This window comes from Lysobacter sp. CA196, assembly GCF_052078695.1.
In the GTDB taxonomy this organism is placed as follows: Bacteria; Pseudomonadota; Gammaproteobacteria; order Xanthomonadales; family Xanthomonadaceae; genus Lysobacter.
In genome coordinates this window covers 278909-295514 of sequence record NZ_JBQJIN010000003.1, presented here as the reverse complement: position 1 = coordinate 295514, position 16606 = coordinate 278909, and the positions used below count along the sequence as shown (strand labels likewise).

Genomic DNA, 16606 nt, shown 5'->3' with positions numbered 1-16606 from the left:
CCCGGCTTCAATGCGTCTGCATTGGGATTCGGGTTGGGGCGGAACCGCTTTACGAGTCCCGAGTCCCGAACCCCGAGTCCCGAGTCCCGGCTCAATTAGCCTTATGAATCGCCCGCTTGTCGACCGCCATCGCCGCATCGTGGATCGCTTCCGACAGGGTCGGGTGAGCGTGGCAGATACGGGCGAGGTCGTCGGCGGAGCCCTTGAACTCCATGGTCAGCACGCCTTCGTGCACGAGTTCCGACACGCCGACGCCGACCAGGTGCAGGCCGAGGACGCGATCGGTTTCGGCATGGGCGATGACCTTGACGAAGCCCGCCGGCTCGCCCATGGCCACCGCACGGCCGATCGCCGCGAACGGGAAGCTGCCGGTCTTGTACGGCACGCCTTCGGCCTTGAGCTGCTGCTCGGTCTGGCCGACCCAGGCGATTTCCGGCTCGGTGTAGATGACCCAGGGGATGGTGTCGAAGTTGACGTGGCCCGGCAGGCCGGCGATGAGCTCGGCCACGGCGATGCCTTCCTCGAAGCCCTTGTGCGCGAGCATCGGGCCGCGCACGCAGTCGCCGACCGCCCAGACGCCGTCGACGCCGGTGTGGCAATGCTCGTCGACTTCGATCTGGCCGCGCTCGTTGAGCTTGACCCCGGTGCCTTCGGCGAGCAGACCCTTGCTGGCGGCGCGGCGGCCGACGGCGACGAGCAGCTTGTCGACCACGAGCTGCTGGTCGGCCTTGCCGTCGTTATAGGTCAGGTGCACGCCGTCCTTCTGGATTTCGGCCTTGCTGACCTTGGCGCCGAGTTTGATCTCCAGGCCCTGCTTCTTGAATTCCTTGGCCGCGGTCTTGGCCACTTCGGCGTCGGCCACGGCGAGGAAGTCGGGCAGCGCTTCGAGGATGGTGACCTCGGCGCCGAGACGCTTCCACACGCTGCCGAGTTCCAGGCCGATCACGCCGGCGCCGATCACGCCGAGGCGCTTGGGCACTTCGGTGAAGTCGAGCGCGCCGACGTTGTCGACGATCTTGTCGCCGTCGAACTTGGCGAACGGCAGTTCGATCGAATCCGAACCGGCGGCGATGATGACGTTGGTGCCCTTGAGCTCGACTTCCGAACCGTCGTGCTGCTTGACCTTGACGACGTTGCCCGGGTGCAGGGTGCCGAAGCCGTAGTACGGGGTGACCTTGTTGGCCTTGAACAGCATCGCGATGCCGCCGGTGAACTGCTTCACGATCTTGTCTTTGCGGCCGACCATGGTGCCGACGTCGATCTTGGCGTTGTCGGCGCTGATGCCGTGCTCGCCGAACAGATGCTGCAGGTTCCAGAACTGGCGCGAGCTGTCGAGCAGCGCCTTGGACGGGATGCAGCCCACGCGCAGGCAGGTGCCGCCGAGGGCGGGCTTGCCGTCCTTGCCGAGTGCGGCGTCGATGCAGGCGGTCTTGAGGCCCAACTGGGCGGCGCGGATGGCGGCGTGATAACCGGCCGGACCGGCGCCGATGACGACTACGTCGAATTGTTCAGACATTGCGGAGTCCTTGGGGGTGCGGGACTCGGGACTCGGGACCAGGGACTCGCACGGCGAAGCGTGCGAGTCCCGGGTCCGCTGTTTTTGTTCTTAGCCGAGTCCCGAATCCCGAGTCCCGAGTCCCGGCGAGGCATTACATGCCGAGCAGCATGCGATGCGGATTTTCCAGCTGGTTCTTGATGTCGACCAGGAACAGCACCGCGTCCTTGCCGTCGATGATGCGGTGATCGTAGGACAGCGCGATGTACATCATCGGCGCGGCGACCACGGCGCCGTTCTCGACGATGGCGCGTTCCTTGATCGCGTGCATGCCGAGGATGGCCGACTGCGGCGGATTGACGATCGGGGTCGACATCAGCGAGCCGAAGGTGCCGCCGTTGGTGATGGTGAAGGTGCCGCCCTGCAGGTCTTCCAGCGCCAGCTTGCCGTCGCGCGCCTTCTTGGCGTAGTCGCCGATGGCCTTCTCGACGTCGGCGAAGCCCATGCGCTCGACGTTGCGCAGGACCGGCGTGACCAGGCCCTTGTCGGTCGACACGGCGATCGAGATGTCGGCATAGCCGTGATAGACGACGTCGTTGCCGTCGACCGAAGCGTTGACCACCGGGTGGCGCTGCAGCGCATTGGCGGCGGCCTTGGCGAAGAAGCTCATGAAGCCGAGCTTGACGCCGTTGGCCTTCTCGAAGGACTCGCCCAGCTCCTTGCGCATCGCCATGACCTTGCCGAGGTTGACTTCGTTGAACGAGGTCAGCATGGCGATCGAGTTCTTCGACTGCATCAGGCGCTCGGCGATGCGGGCGCGCATGCGGGTCATCGGCACGCGCTCTTCCGGGCGCGCGCCCGAGGCGCTGCCGACGCCGCCGGACTTGGCGTAGTTGAGGATGTCTTCCTTGGTCACCGCGCCCTTGCGGCCGGTGCCTTCGACCTGCGCAGCGTCGATGCCTTCCTTGTTCGCGGTGAAACGCGCGCCCGGCGGCAACTGGTCGTTGGATGCGGCGGCCTTGGGCGCTTCTGCCTTGGCGGTGATCGGCTGGGCGCCGGCAGCCGGCAGGGCTTCGGCCTTGGCGGCGGCCGGAGCGGCAGCGGCGGCGGCGCCGGCTTCCACGATCGCGAGCAGCTGCTGGCTGGTCACGGTCGCGCCTTCCTCGAACTTGATTTCCTTGAGCACGCCGTCGACCGGCGAGGGCACTTCGAGCACGACCTTGTCGGTTTCCAGATCGACCAGGTTCTCGTCGCGCTTGACCGCATCGCCCGGCTTCTTGTGCCACGTGGCGATCGTGGCGTCGGAGACCGACTCGGGAAGGACGGGGACTTTGATCTCGGTGCTCATGGGGCAGGCATCCTGGAGTGCTTGAAAGGGTATGAGTCGTTCTTGGATGTAGGGTCGGCAGGCCAGCGCTTATTCAGCGCTGGACTCGCCTTGCAGCGAATTGACCAGCGCGTCGGCGACCAGCTTGGTCTGCTCGGCGACGTGGTCGGCCAGATGGCCGGCCGCCGGCGACGGCGAACGCGCGCGGCCGGCATAGTGCAGGCTCTGCTTCGGCGCCAGGCAGGCGGACAGGTGGTGGCGGATCTGGTACCAGGCGCCCTGGTTCTGCGGCTCTTCCTGGCACCACACCACGTCCTTGGCCGCGCTGTAGCGCTTGAGTTCGGCCGCCAGCAGTTCGCGCGGGAACGGATACAGCTGTTCGATGCGCAGCAGAGCGACGTCGTCCAGGCCTTCCTTCTGCGCCTGCTCGAACAGGTCGTAATAGACCTTGCCCGAGCACAGCACGACGCGCTTGACCTTCTTGGCGTTGGCCTGGGCGTCGGGGATCAGGTGCTGGAACTCGCCGTTGGCCAGGTCGTCCAGGGTCGAAACCGCGAGCTTGTGGCGCAGCAGCGACTTGGGCGTCATCACCACCAGCGGCTTGCGCGTGCTCATGCGCATCTGCCGGCGGATCATGTGGTACGCCTGCGCCGGTGTGGTCGGCGCGCAGACCAGCATGTTGTCGAGCGCGCACAACTGCAGGAAGCGTTCCAGGCGCGCCGAGCTGTGCTCGGGGCCCTGGCCTTCGTAGCCGTGCGGCAGGAACAGCGCCAGGCCGCACAGACGGCCCCACTTGGCTTCGCCCGAGGACAGGAACTGGTCGATCACCACCTGGGCGCCGTTGGCGAAGTCGCCGAACTGGGCTTCCCAGATGTCCAGGGTCATGGGGTCGGCGGTCGAATAGCCGTACTCGAACGCCATCACCGCTTCTTCGCTGAGCAGCGAGTCGATGATGGTCATGTCCGACGGCGTGCGCACCAGCTCGCGCAGCGGCATGACGTAGGCGTCGGTGCTCTGCTCGTGCAGGATCGCGTGGCGGTGGAAGAAGGTGCCGCGGCCGCTGTCCTGGCCGACCAGGCGCAACTTGTAGCCTTCGCTGAGCAGGGTGGCGTAGGCCAGGTTTTCGGCGAAGCCCCAGTCGCCGCCGAGCTCGCCGGCGGCCATCTTGCGGCGGTCTTCGTAGATCTTGGCGACGCGCGCGTGCAGCTTGACGTTGTCGGCGACCGCGTTGATCTGGGTGGCCAGGGCGTCGAGCTTGCTGCGTTCGAACTTGGTGTCGACCGGGTCGCCGAGCTTGCCCGACAGGTACTTGGACCAGTCGATGGTGAACTCGTCCGGCTTGACCTCGACCAGCTCGGTGGTGACCGCGCCCTGGTCGAGCTTGTCGCGGTAGTTGTCGACCAGCGCCTGCGCGTCTTCGGCCTTGAGCACGCCTTCGGCGACGAGGCGCTCGGCGTACAGCTCGCGCGGGGTCTTGTGCTTGCGGATCACCTGGTACATCAGCGGCTGGGTCGCGGCCGGCTCGTCGGCCTCGTTATGGCCGTGGCGGCGGTAGCAGACCAGGTCGATGACCACGTCGCGGCCGAAGCGCTGACGGAAGTCCAGCGCCAGTTCGGCGCAGAACACCACCGCTTCCGGGTCGTCGCCGTTCACGTGCAGGATCGGCGCGCCGACCATCTTGGCCACGTCGGTGCAGTACAGCGTGGAACGCGCGTCCTGGCGCTCGCTGGTGGTGAAGCCGACCTGGTTGTTGATGACGATGTGGACCGTGCCGCCGACCGCGAAACCGCGCGCCTGCGACATCTGGAACAGCTCCATGCCGACGCCCTGGCCGGCGAACGCGGCGTCGCCGTGCAGCAGCACCGGCAACACCTGCGCGCGGCCGTTGTCGCCGCGGCGGGTCTGGCGCGAACGCACGCTGCCGGCGACCACCGGGTTGACGATTTCCAGGTGCGAGGGGTTGAACGCCAGCGCCAGGTGGACCGGGCCGCCGGGGGTGGCGACGTCGGCGCTGAAGCCCATGTGGTACTTCACGTCGCCGGTATGGGCGTGCTCGTCGTGGTCGAACTTGCCTTCGAACTCGTCGAACAGCTTGCGCGGCGGCTTGCCGAGGGTGTTGACCAGAACGTTGAGGCGGCCGCGGTGGGCCATGCCGATCACCACGTCCTGCACGCCCTGATCGCCGGCACGGCGGATGGTCACGTCCATCAGCGGGATCAGCGCGTCGCCGCCTTCCAGCGAGAAGCGCTTCTGGCCGACGTACTTGGTGCCGAGGTAGCGCTCCAGGCCGTCGGCCGCGGTCAGGCGCTCGAGGATGCGCTTCTTGTCGTCGGCGCTGCGGGCGAACTTGCCGCCGGCGCCTTCCAGGCGTTCGTACATCCAGCGGCGCTGTTCGGCGTCGGCGATGTGCATGAACTCCGCGCCGATCGGGCCGGTGTAGGTGGCCTTGAGCAGGGCGAGCAGGTCGCCGAGCTTCATGCGTTCCTTGCCGGCGACGCCGCCGGTGCTGAACTCGCCGGTCAGGTCGCTCTCGGAGAGGCGGTGGAAGCCCAGCGCCAGGTCCGGCGCTTCCGGCTTCTCGAGCAGGCCGAGCGGATCGATGTTGGCGGCGAGGTGGCCGCGCGAACGGTAGGCGGTGATCACCTTGCCGACCGAGCGCTCGCGCTCGTCGCTGGCCTGGGAGCCGCCCGCGGCGGCGGTGACGACGCCCCGGGAGGCGGCGCGGCTCGCGGCGGCGATGCTTTCAATGGCGGCCGAATGCGGGATGTCCCCGGCTTCGCGGCCCTTGAACCCGTCGAAATAGGCTTTCCATTTGCCCCCGACGCTTTCGGGGTCGACCAGGTACTGCTCGTACAGGTCTTCGATGAAGGCGGCGTTGGCGCCGAGTTGCGAGGATTGCGAGAACTGCTTCAGGAGACTGTCCACGATGGCTATCGGGAAACTCTAGGTGGGCGGATTGGGGTCGCGCATACGCCAGGGGCGCGCGGACAAGGCCCGGAATTATAGCGGTAGTGTTAAGGCCAGCGGCATAACTACTTATGTCTAAGCGGCCGATTTTGTTCGATATCCGATACCGGAGCGGATACGGACCGTTCCGGCAATGCCGCCGGGCGCGAGCCGGACGTCGGGTTCGGGGCCTCGGGGCCCGGCAAGACGCGGTTTAGCGTGGCCTCAGATTCCGAGCGCGCGGTACTCGCTGCAGGGGCGGGCGCGCTCCCACACCGGGTCGAAATGCGCGTGCAGCTGGCGCGCGCGCGCGCCACCGTCGAGCCGGGTCTCGCCGTCGTAGCGATGGCCGAGCGGGCGGTAGTACCAGCCGTCGAGGTCGTTGACCAGGTAGGCCGAGGGGTATTTGAGGTCGACCGGCTCTTCGATGGCGCGGAACTCGAACACGCTCGACAGGCGCTGGCTCAGCCCGATCAAGGGGGCGAGCGCGCGTTGCGGTGCGCCGGGGTCGTGCAGCAGCACCCGGATCGCGCCGCCGGAGGTGGCGAGGCGGCGCATCGCGGCGACCACTTCGGGCCGGTCGAGCAGGCCCGGGTCGAGATCGCGGCTATAGATCGACAGACCGCGGCGGGCATTGGCGATGACCCCGGCCAGGGCGGCGAGGGCGGCGGCGCGAGTCTCGACCGGGTTGGCGGCGTCGAGCAACAGGCGCATCGACTGGTGCTCGATGCCGGCCTCGACGAAACGCTCGCCGAACGGCAGAAAGCCGCGACGGGCATAGAAACCGATCGCCGAGGCCTGGGCGTGCAGGGACAGCTCGCGCCAGCCGAGCTGGCGGGCGCGTTCGATCAGAGCCTCCAGCAAAGCCTCGCCGACGCCGCGGCCGCGCCAGGCAGCCAGCACGGCCATGCGGCCGATGCGCCGGTCCGGGGTCAACCGGCCGGTGCCGATCGGGCGTTCTTCGGCGTCCAGGGCCAGCACGTGTTGGCACAGCGGGTCGTGCGGGTCGAGCTCGATCTCGACCGGGACCTGCTGCTCCTGCACGAATACCGCTTCGCGCACCGAGCGCAGCGCCGCCAGCGCCGCGGCGTAGTCGGCGACGGCGACGACCCGGAAGCCGGCGCTCACTCCTCTTCTCCGCCGTCCTCGTCGTCGAGGCCGAGGCGGTAATGGCCGGCGGCGATGAGTTCGTGGACGCAGTCGCGGCCGGCGTCGGACAGCGCCGAATACACGGCGGCGTCGATTTCGGCGGCGGCGGCGATGGCCTGGGCATCAGCGGCCGGCAACACGAATTCCTGGCCGCTGACGTAGAGCCGGGCGACCGTGGCCTGGGCCTGCTTGGCCTGCTTGGCCGGCTGTGCATGGGTTTTGCGCCAGGCCATGCGCGACCAGGGATGGCGCCACAGGCTGGCGCCGCGCTCCAGGTCCCATTCGATCTCGATGCGCGAGCGCGGCTCTTCATGGCCGGACGAGACTTCGCCGGCGGCGCGGTAGACGGTGATGAAGCGACCGAACCAATCGCCGAGGCGGTCGGGGTCGTTCATGCGCAAGACGTTCAAGGCCTCGACCACCCGGCCCATCGCTGCGGCGTCAATCTCGTTGGGATCGGCCGGCGGGCTCAGGTCGGGGTCGTGATAACGCAGACTCTCGTCGGCTTCGGCGGCCAGGGTGTCGATGAAGTCGCCCATCAGCTCGGCGGCCGACGGCGCGCGCATACCGACCGAGAAGGTCAGGCAGGCATCCTCGGCGACGCCGTGATGCGGCACGCCGGGCGGCAGGTACAGCATGTCGCCGGGGCCGAGCACCCAGTCGTGGCTGGGCTCGAACTCGCGCAGCAGTTTCAGCTCGGCGTCCGGGCGGAAATCCTGCGGCGCACCGGGGCGGGCGTCGATCTGCCAGCGCCGATGGCCCTGGGCCTGCAGCAGGAACACGTCGTACTGGTCGACATGGGCGCCGACCGAACCGCCCGGCGCGGCGAACGAGACCATGATGTCGTCGATGCGCCAGCGCGGCAGGAAATCGAAGGCCGGCAACAGGGCGGCCACGTCGGCGTCCCATTTGTCGACGTCTTGGACTAACAGGGTCCAGTCCTGCTGCGGCAGGCCGGGGAATTCGGACTCCTCGAACGGCCCATGCCGCAGGGAGTAACGATCGTTCGCGCGATCGTGCTGGATCAGGCGCGCCAGCACGCCTTCTTCGCAGGCTAGGCCGGCCAGGTCTTCGGGCTGGATCGGCGATTGCAGGCCGGGGAAGGCGTTGCGGATCAGCAGCGGGCGTTTCTGCCAGTAGTCGCGCAGGAACACGGCCGGCGTCATGCCGAGCGGCGGGCGTCGAGCGGCGTCGACTTCGATGAGAGGCGATTTCATGGGCGCGAAGTCTACGCCAGGGGCGTCGCGCTTGGCGTCGTCGTGGGTAGCGGAATCAGCGCGGCGTCAACGCGTCCTTCAGTTCGCTCTCGCGGCGTTCGATGTCGGTGTTGAGATCGCCGCCGCGGCCGAGTTCGGTGGCAGGCGCGGCTGCGCCGCCGCCTTGGGCCACACGCAAGCGCTGCAGATGCGCCGGCTCGCGCGGCAGGGTCAGGCCGCGCGCGGCGAGCAGTTGCTGGCAGCGCTGCTGCCATTGCGCGAGCTGCGGGAATTTGCCGTCGTTGATCGGCCACCAATAGACGTTCTCGACCACGGTCTGGGCGCCGATGCGCTCGGGTTTGGCCGCGCTTTCGAGGCGGTGGGTGGGGTCGGCGCCGTGTTCGAGCAGCCAATGGGTCTTGTCGAACTGGCCGCGCGAGTAATACGTCAGCAAGGTGTCGCCATCGCGGCCGTGGGCCGGGGCATCGATGTCGGCGCCGTGCTCGATCAGCAGCTTGACGTTGTCCCACTGCCCGGCGAGGGCGGCGATCCGGGTCAGAGGTTGCTGATCGAGGTCGCTGGCGTCGGCGCGGCCGCCGTGTTCGAGGAAGGCGCGTAAAACCTCCGGCGATTCGGCTTTGGCCGCCCACACCATGACCGTGCCGACCGCGGGCACGGCGCGGTTGGGGTCGGCGCCGGCATCGAGCAGGGCGACGACGCCGGCCGCATTGCCGCGCAGCACCGGCCAGGCCAACAGCGGCAGGCCGCCCGGGGACACCGCATTGGCGTCCGCGCCTTCGTTGACCAGGCGGCGTACCTCGTTGCCGTGGCCGGCCGCGGCGGCCTGCGCGAGTTCGAGTTCGGGGCCGTTGAAATGTTGCTCGATCTGCAAATTGGGGGCCATGGCGACGACGGGCTCGGCAGAAGGTGTGGATGCGGAGGATGCGACGGCGGGCATCGGTGCGGAGTCGCTGCAGGCGCACAGCGCCAGCAGGACCGAAGGCGCCCAGCGAGGACGCGAGCCGGCTGGACGAGAGCAGGCTGGACTAGAGCCGCTTCGGCGGAAGGGCACGCGGGTCATGCCGGCAGTATGGTCGCTGCGCCGATCATCCGGCGTGAGCCCGGTTCATCGGCCGAGGCTCAACCGAGCTGCTCGCGCAAGGCCGCTTCCTCGCTGTCGATATGGCTGGCCATGGAGTCGTCGAACACGCCGAAGCTATGCCGGTCGACCATTTCCAACACGCTGGGGATGGTATCGGGCTCCAGCCCGGCCTCGATCGCGGTGGCCACGCCGGTCTCGATGGCGTCGGTCGCGTCGGCGGCCAGGTCGCCGCCTTGTTCGACCAGGTCGCCCAGCGACTCGATGCCGTCGCCGAGGGTCTCCACGCCGTCGCCGAACGCGCCGAGGATCGCACCGGCCGGGCCGGGCAGATGCTCGTCGATGAATTCGGTGCCGCTGTCGACCAGGTCGGTGAAGCCGCCGACGATGTCGCCGAACAGGCCGCCGCCGTCGCCGATGGTCTCGGCGATGTCGCCGAGTTCGCCGATCGGCAGCTGGTCGGACGCATCGTTGATGCCGTCGATGGTGTCGTCGAGCGAGACGATCTCGGGACGCGCTTCGCCGTGCTCGTCGGTGGCGTCGAGGGTGACCCGGCGGCCGACCGCGTCGGGCAGGTTGAGCACGCTTTCGGCGGTGGCGTTGGTCGGCAGCACCGCATCGTCCTGCAGACGGTTCGCGGCCAGGCCGACCCCGTTGAGGATGGCGGCGAAACCAGCGGCGTTGTCCTCGGACAGGCCCGAGGTCGCGGCCTGCAATTCGGTCAGCAGGTCGCCGTCGACGCTATATGTGGTGATGTTGCCGTCGGCCTGCTCGAAGCTCAGGCCGCGCTCGGCCAGTGCCGCCTCGACCGTGGCCGGGTTGACCCCGGCCGGGTTGGAGACGATGCCGGGGTTGCCGGTGACCAGTGCCGCCGCGGTGGCGAGGCCGCCGCCGAGCGAGTGGCCGCTGAAGATCACGTTGTCGCCGCCGTGTTCGGCGACCGAGCCGGCGATGTCGATGGCCTGGTTGTAATAGGCCTCGTCGTTGTCGAGCGCCTGGGCCACGTCGGCGTTGACGTCCTCCAGGTCGGCGAAGTCGGTGCCCTCGAATTGCAGCACCGGCGCGGCATCGGGGCCGAATACGGCGGGGTCGGGGATGAACAGCTCGGCGTTGAAGCCCGAGCCTTCGGGATGCAATTGCTCTGAGGTCAGCCCGTACTGATCCAGCTCGGCGTCGCTGGCGCGGTGCCAGCCTTCGGGCACCTCGTCGTCGGCGCCGAGCGAACGGCTCAGCGCCAGCACTTCACGGTCGTGGTACAGCGTTTGCAGGGCTTCGGTCTGCTGCCACAGGGCGCCGTCCTGGTCCCGCTGCGCCTGGGTATAGCCCTGGGTCAGCAGTTCGCGCTGTTCCGGGTTCGAGGTCGCGGCGTTGACCCGCGCTTCGATCTGCTCGGGAGTCTGCGCCGGCGGCGGGGGCGGCGGTTCCTGCTGCAGGACTTGTTCGACGACACGGGAGACGCTTTGGACGAAATCGGTGACGAAGGACATGACCGTGATCCGGGCTGTGACGGCTGCCACGAATCTCGCCACAAGCTGCGCCGGTCCGCCATCCGGGCGGACCCTAGCTAGGGTCCGCCCGGGGGCGACCCGACTCAAGCCGGAGGTCGCCCCGGGGCGGCCCCACTCAAGCCGGAGGTCGCTCCAGGGCGGCCCGACTTCGCCCCGGAGCCCGTTCCGAACTCAGGCCGAAGTCGCGACCTCGTCGTAACCGCGGCCGACGAACTGCAGCAGGCACCAGCCGTGCCCGAACGGGTCGGCGATCTGGACGATGCGGCCCCAACTCGTGCTGCGGATGCGATCTTCCTGCACCGCGCCGGCGGCGACCGCGCTGGCGAGCGCGGCTTCGACGTCGTCCACGACCACGTCGCAATGCACCGGCGTCCAATGGCGCGAGTACACCCGTACATCGTGGCCGGCGGCCTGACTGCCCTCGGTCTTGAGCAGCAGGTAGACCGGCGCTTCGCCGCCGAGCAACTCGACCACCCGGTCGCCGAAGCGGCGGCCGACATGCAGGCCGAAGGCGTGGGTGTAGAACGCAGTGGCCTCGTCGAGGTGCGGTACGTCGATGTTGATCAGCTGTTTCATCGGGCGGCTCCGCAGGCGATAGCCGCCGATCATGCGCGATCCCGCGCTAAGGCCGCGTGGCGACGCGGCCGCGCGGCAGGCCTGGATCACGGTTTGGTAGAGGCGCGTTCCTTGGCCAGACGTTCTTCGAGCTTGCCGGCGCCGGTTGCGGCATAGCCGCGACAGCCGCTGGGCTCCTGCCCGGGGCGGTCGGAGCCGGCGTCGAGGCGCGCGAACAGATCGCTGGCGTTGGGATGCGGGGTCACCAGGATGTCGCAGGGCAGCGCGGCGACGGTATCGATGCTGCGGCGGAACGCCGCCAGCACGCCGGGATGCGCGGCCTCGTCGCTGTAGCGATACACCTTGTCGGTAAACGGAGTGAGACTGTCGGCGTAGGCGATGGCGCGGCAATCGCCGGCGTCGTCGCAGGCGCGCCAGCTCCAACTGGTGCCACCGGGCGTATGGCCCGGGGTGGCGTGCGCGGTCAGCACGATCGGGCCCAGGCTCAGGGTTTCGCCGTCGCCGATGGGGCGCACCGCGGTCACCGGCGGGAACGGCGACACGCTCAGGAACTGCGGATCGCCGCGGTCGCCCTTGCCGGTTTCCAGCGCGGCGATGGCCGGCGTGCGCGCGACCACGGTCGCGCCGGTGACGCGCTGCAGATAGGCGAGGCCGCCGGCATGGTCGTTGTGCTCGTGCGAATTGAGCAGGTAGCGGACTTGGCGCGGATCGAAACCGAGCTTGCGGATATTGGCTTCGATCTGCGGCGCGGCTTTTTCGGTGGCGCCGTCGATCAGCACATGGCCCTGCTCGGAAGTAATCAACACCGCGCTGAGCCCGCAGGTGCCGACGTACCAAGTATTGCCGTGAATGCGGCGCGGCGGCGCAGGCTGGTGCCAGTCGGGATCGGCCGCGCACGGCGTAAGCGCGGCGGTAGCGGCGGTGCTTGAATCGGCGCTGGCGCTCGAATCGGTGTTGGTGTTTGAGTCCGGTGATGGCGCACTCGCGCAAGCGCCGAGCATGGACAACAGGGAGGCGGCAAGCAGACCGGAGCGCAGGCGCATCAGCGAATCCCGAACGAAGTGGAAGGCCGCACACTATGTTCGATCATGCCGCGCAGTGGAACCGCTGTGCGCGAAGCGCGCTGATCTATCTGCTTTGGGCTTTGGGTAGGAGCGACGCAAGTCGCGACCGCGCAGGCTCATGATCGCGACGCCGCTGTCTGAAACCCTGCGGTCGCGGCTCGCGCCGCTCCTACCCAAAAGCGGCGCATCGCTCAGCTTTTTTGGGGCTTCAGGGGATTTTGGGGTAGGAGCGACGCAAGTCGCGACCGCGTCGCGCCATGATCGCGACGCCATTATCTGAAACCCCGCAGTCGCGGCTCGCGCCACTCCTACAAAGAAGCAACGCATCGTCAGGCTTTGGCTTTGCGCCTTGGGGTAGGAGCGACGCAAGTCGCGACCGCGTCGCGCCATGATCGCGACGCCATTATCTGAAACCCCGCAGTCGCGGCTCGCGCCGCTCCTACAAAGAAGCAACGCATCGTCAGGCTTTGGTTTTGCGCCTTGGGGTAGGAGCGACGCAAGTCGCGACCTCGTCGCGCCATGATCGCGACGCCATTATCTGAAACCCCGCAGTCGCGGCTCGCGCCGCTCCTACTCAGAGCGGCGTACACGACCGCGTCGCGGCCAGCGAATCAGATCTCGCGCGCCAACTTCTCGGCGAGGCCGATATAGCTGCCCGGGGTCATCGCCAGCAGGCGTTGCTTGTCCTCGGCCGGCAGTTCCAGCGAGGCGATGAACTCGCGCATCGAAGCTTCGTTGATGCCATGGCCGCGGGTCAGGGCCTTGAGTTGCTCGTAGGGGTTCGGCAGACCGTGACGGCGCATGACCGTCTGCACCGCTTCGGCCAACACTTCCCAGGACGCGTCGAGATCGGCGGCGAGGCGCTCAGGGTTGGCGTTGAGCTTGCCCAGGCCGCGCAACAATGCATCCAGACCGATCAGGGCGTGGCCGAAGGCGGTGCCGAGCGCGCGCAACACGGTCGAGTCGGTCAGGTCGCGCTGCCAGCGGCTGATCGGCAGCTTGGCGGCGAAATGCTCGAACAGGGCGTTGGCAATGCCGAAGTTGCCTTCGGCGTTCTCGAAGTCGATCGGGTTGACCTTGTGCGGCATGGTCGAGCTGCCGACTTCGCCGGCCTTGACCGACTGCTTGAAGTACCCCAGCGAAATGTAGCCCCAGACGTCGCGGCACAGGTCGATGCAGACCGTATCGATGCGGCGCTGCGCGTCGCAGACTTCGGCGATGCCGTCGTGCGGTTCGATCTGGGTGGTATAGGGCTGCCAGTCCAGGCCCAGTGAGGCGACGAAGCGCTGGGCGAAGGCCGGCCAGTCGATGTCCGGATAGGCCGAGACGTGGGCGTTGTAGTTGCCGACCGCGCCGTTGATCTTGCCCGGCATCTGCGCGCCGGCCAGGGTTTCGCCCTGGCGCTGCAGGCGCGCGACCACGTTGGCGATTTCCTTGCCGACTGTGGTCGGCGAGGCGGTCTGGCCGTGGGTGCGCGACAGCATCGGCAGCGCGGCGTAGTCGTGGGCCATCGCGCGCAGCTTCTGGATCAGCTCGTCCAGGCGCGGCAGCAGCACGTGCTGGCGGGCTTCGTTGAGCATCAGCGCGTAGCTGAGGTTGTTGATGTCCTCGCTGGTGCAGGCGAAATGCACGAACTCCAGGGCCGGGCCGAGTTCGGCGTCGTCCTTCAAGCGTTCCTTGATCAGGTACTCGACCGCCTTGACGTCGTGGTTGGTGGTGCGCTCGATTTCCTTGACCCGTGCGGCGTCTTCGATCGACAGCTCGTCGGCGAGCTTGCGCAGGCGGGCCGCGGCGGCTTCCGAGAAGGGCTTGAGTTCGACGATGCCGGGCTCGTTCGCCAGCGCCAGCAGCCACTCCACCTCGACCTTGACGCGGGCCTTGATCAGGCCGAATTCGGAGAAGATCGGCCGCAGCGCATCGACCTTGCCGGCATAGCGGCCATCGAGCGGGGACAGGGCGAGCAGGGTGGTCTTGGGATCGGCGGACATGGCACGCGCAGGGCAGTAAACAGTCCGCCATTCTACAGCCACACCGCCCCGGGCCGCTTCGGGCCCCTTGCCGGGCCTGCGGATCGAGCCCGGATGAAACCCGGACCGAACCCCATTTGGCGGTTCGCGCTCACACTCTCGACGCCTGGCCCGGCCCTCGCCATGATGACGCCCGCCAGCCGCTGCACGCGCCAGCCCCCAAGATCCGCCGGGCGTATCCTCGCAGCATCCGCGATACGCAGCGGCGCCTCGCGTCCCCCTTGAATCGATGGAGCTGGCCATGGCGACTTCCGCCAAGAACAAAAGCAAGACCGCAAGCAAGGCTGCGCCCAAGCGCGATGGCAAGCGCGCGACCGGCACGTCCGCGGTGGACAAGCGCGCGACCGGCACGTCCGCGGTGGGCAAGCGCGCAACGGGCGCGTCCCCAGTGGACAAGCGCGCTGCCGGCAAACCCGCTGCCGGCGTCCGCCTCGAACACGACAGCATGGGCGAGCTCAGCGTACCCGCCGAAGCCTTGTGGGGCGCGCAGACCCAGCGCGCGGTGCAGAACTTCCCGATCTCCGGCGTGCCGATGCCGCGCGAATTCATCCGTGCGCTGGCCCTGGTCAAGGGCGCGGCGGCCGAGGTCAATGCCGGTTTCGGTCTGCTCGACAAGGGCCCGGCAGCGGCGATCCGCGCCGCCGCGGCCGAAGTCGCCGAAGGCCGCCACGACGCGCACTTCCCGATCGACGTCTACCAGACCGGCTCGGGCACTTCCAGCAACATGAACGCCAACGAGGTCATCGCGACCCTGGCCACGCGCGCCGGCAAGCATGCGATCCATCCGAACGATCACGTCAATCTCGGCCAGAGTTCGAACGACGTCATCCCGACCACGATCCGGGTGTCGGCGCAGTTGGCGGTGACCGAATCGTTGTTGCCGGCGCTCAAGCACCTGCGCAAGACCATCGAGGCGCGCGCCAGGGGACTGGCCAAGGTCACCAAGACCGGCCGGACCCATCTGATGGATGCGATGCCGCTGACCTTCGGCCAGGAATTCGGCGCCTGGGCAGCGCAGTTGAACTCGGCGCAGGCGCGCATCGAGGACAGCCTGAAGCGGCTGCGCCGCCTGCCGATCGGCGGCACCGCGATCGGCACCGGCATCAACGCCGATCCGCGCTTCGGCAAGGCCATGGCCAAGGCCTTGTCGGCCGCCACCGGCAGCAAGTTCGAGTCGGCCTCGGACAAGTTCGAAGGCCTGGCGGCGCAGGACGACGCGGTCGAGCTGTCGGGGCAACTCAATGCGCTTGCGGTGGCCTTGATGAAGATCGCCAACGACTTGCGCTGGATGAACTCCGGGCCGCTCGCCGGCCTGGGCGAGATCGAACTGCCGGCCCTGCAGCCGGGCAGCTCGATCATGCCGGGCAAGGTCAATCCGGTGATTCCCGAAGCCCTGGCGATGGTCTGCGCCCAGGTCATCGGCCACCACGCAGCGATCACCGTGGCCGGGCAGAGCGGCAATTTCCAGCTCAACGTGATGCTGCCGCTGATCGCCCACGACCTGCTCGACTCGATCCGCCTGCTCGGCAACGCCATGCGCCTGCTCGCCGACAGCAGCATCGCCGGCCTGAAGGTGCGCGAGGCGCATGTGCGCGAAGCCCTGGACCGCAACCCGATCCTGGTCACCGCGCTCAACCCGATCATCGGCTACGAAAAGGCCGCGGCGATCGCCAAGCAGGCCTACAAGGAAGGGCGGCCGGTGCTGGAGGTGGCGATGGCCGCGACCGGCCTGCCGGAAAAACAGCTGCGGCGCCTGCTCGACCCGACCGCGCTGACCCGCGGCGGCATTCACGGCAGTGGCGGTGGCGGCGGCTGAAGAGGGGCCGGACGGCCTGGCGGTGGCTCGCCGCCGCGCTCGGCTGATGTTCGATTTCACGGCGAATTCACGCGCGAAATCGAATGTGCTGCACTCGGCTCGAATTGTTCGAGGATTTTATTTCGCGACCTGAGTGGGGTTTCGCGGCGAGGCCGGTTCGCTATCCTCGCTGCGCATACAGGCAGCAATCCAGTCGCCGGGACATACTCGGCGGCAGTCGGACAGACCGGCAGGGGCGGTCGAGCGACAACCGGCATCCGGGCCATCGGGCCCCGGGATAGGTCGCGTCGAACCCACCCCCTATCGGACTGATCCGCCGGACGCCGTCCCGTCCCGCGCCACGGGGCGGTGCGTCCGCGGTTTTCCCGGTTTTCGCACGCTTGCCGACGCCCCGTCGCGCAAC

General features: G+C 68.2%; 11 protein-coding genes. 1 reads left to right on the top strand and 10 read right to left on the bottom strand.

The annotated features are described in order from the left end of the window. Positions 1-91 precede the first annotated feature (91 nt). The 10 genes from lpdA to purB form a co-directional block, all read right to left on the bottom strand. Positions 92-1516, bottom strand: coding sequence for a dihydrolipoyl dehydrogenase (gene lpdA, locus ACTOWK_RS05035; RefSeq protein WP_441329092.1), 1425 nt, complete (start codon positions 1514-1516; stop codon positions 92-94). Positions 1517-1649: 133 nt separating this feature from the next. After that, complete coding sequence (sucB, locus tag ACTOWK_RS05030; protein WP_441329091.1) at positions 1650-2843, bottom strand: dihydrolipoyllysine-residue succinyltransferase; 1194 nt, start codon at positions 2841-2843, stop codon at positions 1650-1652. 69 nt (positions 2844-2912) lie between these two features. Continuing rightward, positions 2913-5747, bottom strand: coding sequence for a 2-oxoglutarate dehydrogenase E1 component (locus ACTOWK_RS05025; RefSeq protein WP_441329090.1), 2835 nt, complete (start codon positions 5745-5747; stop codon positions 2913-2915). Between the two features lie 246 nt (positions 5748-5993). Beyond that, positions 5994-6896: a GNAT family N-acetyltransferase gene (locus ACTOWK_RS05020; protein WP_441329089.1), complete on the bottom strand. Its 903-nt coding sequence runs from the start codon at positions 6894-6896 to the stop codon at positions 5994-5996. Continuing rightward, a complete protein-coding gene (locus ACTOWK_RS05015; protein ID WP_441329088.1) occupies positions 6893-8134 on the bottom strand; it encodes a JmjC domain-containing protein in 1242 nt (413 codons plus the stop codon). Before ACTOWK_RS05015 ends, ACTOWK_RS05020 begins: the two co-directional genes overlap by 4 nt. 55 nt (positions 8135-8189) lie before the next feature. Next, a complete protein-coding gene (locus tag ACTOWK_RS05010) occupies positions 8190-9017 on the bottom strand; it encodes an ankyrin repeat domain-containing protein (protein ID WP_441329087.1) in 828 nt (275 codons plus the stop codon). 236 nt (positions 9018-9253) lie between these two features. Then, positions 9254-10699: a hypothetical protein gene (locus tag ACTOWK_RS05005; protein WP_441329086.1), complete on the bottom strand. Its 1446-nt coding sequence runs from the start codon at positions 10697-10699 to the stop codon at positions 9254-9256. Between the two features lie 192 nt (positions 10700-10891). Next, the gene (locus tag ACTOWK_RS05000) at positions 10892-11296 is read right to left on the bottom strand and encodes a VOC family protein (RefSeq protein WP_441329085.1); all 405 of its coding nucleotides are present in this window, start codon (positions 11294-11296) and stop codon (positions 10892-10894) included. An 86-nt stretch (positions 11297-11382) separates the two neighbouring features. After that, a complete protein-coding gene (gene bla / locus ACTOWK_RS04995) occupies positions 11383-12339 on the bottom strand; it encodes a subclass B3 metallo-beta-lactamase (RefSeq protein ID WP_441329084.1) in 957 nt (318 codons plus the stop codon). Between the two features lie 632 nt (positions 12340-12971). Beyond that, positions 12972-14348, bottom strand: coding sequence for an adenylosuccinate lyase (purB, locus tag ACTOWK_RS04990; protein ID WP_441329083.1), 1377 nt, complete (start codon positions 14346-14348; stop codon positions 12972-12974). Between the two features lie 280 nt (positions 14349-14628). Here purB and ACTOWK_RS04985 point away from each other — a divergent pair, with 280 nt between their 5' ends. Further along, on the top strand, positions 14629-16203 hold the full coding sequence (locus ACTOWK_RS04985; RefSeq protein ID WP_441329082.1) for a class II fumarate hydratase: 1575 nt from the start codon (positions 14629-14631) through the stop codon (positions 16201-16203). Positions 16204-16606 lie beyond the last annotated feature (403 nt).

Excerpts from the sequence above, each read along its gene's own strand:
- lpdA (WP_441329092.1), bottom strand. The coding sequence starts at position 1,516 with ATGTCTGAACAATTCGACGTAGTCGTCATCGGCGCCGGTCCGGCCGGT.
- sucB (WP_441329091.1), bottom strand. The coding sequence starts at position 2,843 with ATGAGCACCGAGATCAAAGTCCCCGTCCTTCCCGAGTCGGTCTCCGAC.
- ACTOWK_RS05015 (WP_441329088.1), bottom strand. The coding sequence starts at position 8,134 with ATGAAATCGCCTCTCATCGAAGTCGACGCCGCTCGACGCCCGCCGCTC.
- ACTOWK_RS05010 (WP_441329087.1), bottom strand. The coding sequence starts at position 9,017 with ATGGCCCCCAATTTGCAGATCGAGCAACATTTCAACGGCCCCGAACTC.
- ACTOWK_RS05005 (WP_441329086.1), bottom strand. The coding sequence starts at position 10,699 with ATGTCCTTCGTCACCGATTTCGTCCAAAGCGTCTCCCGTGTCGTCGAA.
- ACTOWK_RS05000 (WP_441329085.1), bottom strand. The coding sequence starts at position 11,296 with ATGAAACAGCTGATCAACATCGACGTACCGCACCTCGACGAGGCCACT.
- bla (WP_441329084.1), bottom strand. The coding sequence starts at position 12,339 with ATGCGCCTGCGCTCCGGTCTGCTTGCCGCCTCCCTGTTGTCCATGCTC.
- purB (WP_441329083.1), bottom strand. The coding sequence starts at position 14,348 with ATGTCCGCCGATCCCAAGACCACCCTGCTCGCCCTGTCCCCGCTCGAT.
- ACTOWK_RS04985 (WP_441329082.1), top strand. The coding sequence starts at position 14,629 with ATGGCGACTTCCGCCAAGAACAAAAGCAAGACCGCAAGCAAGGCTGCG.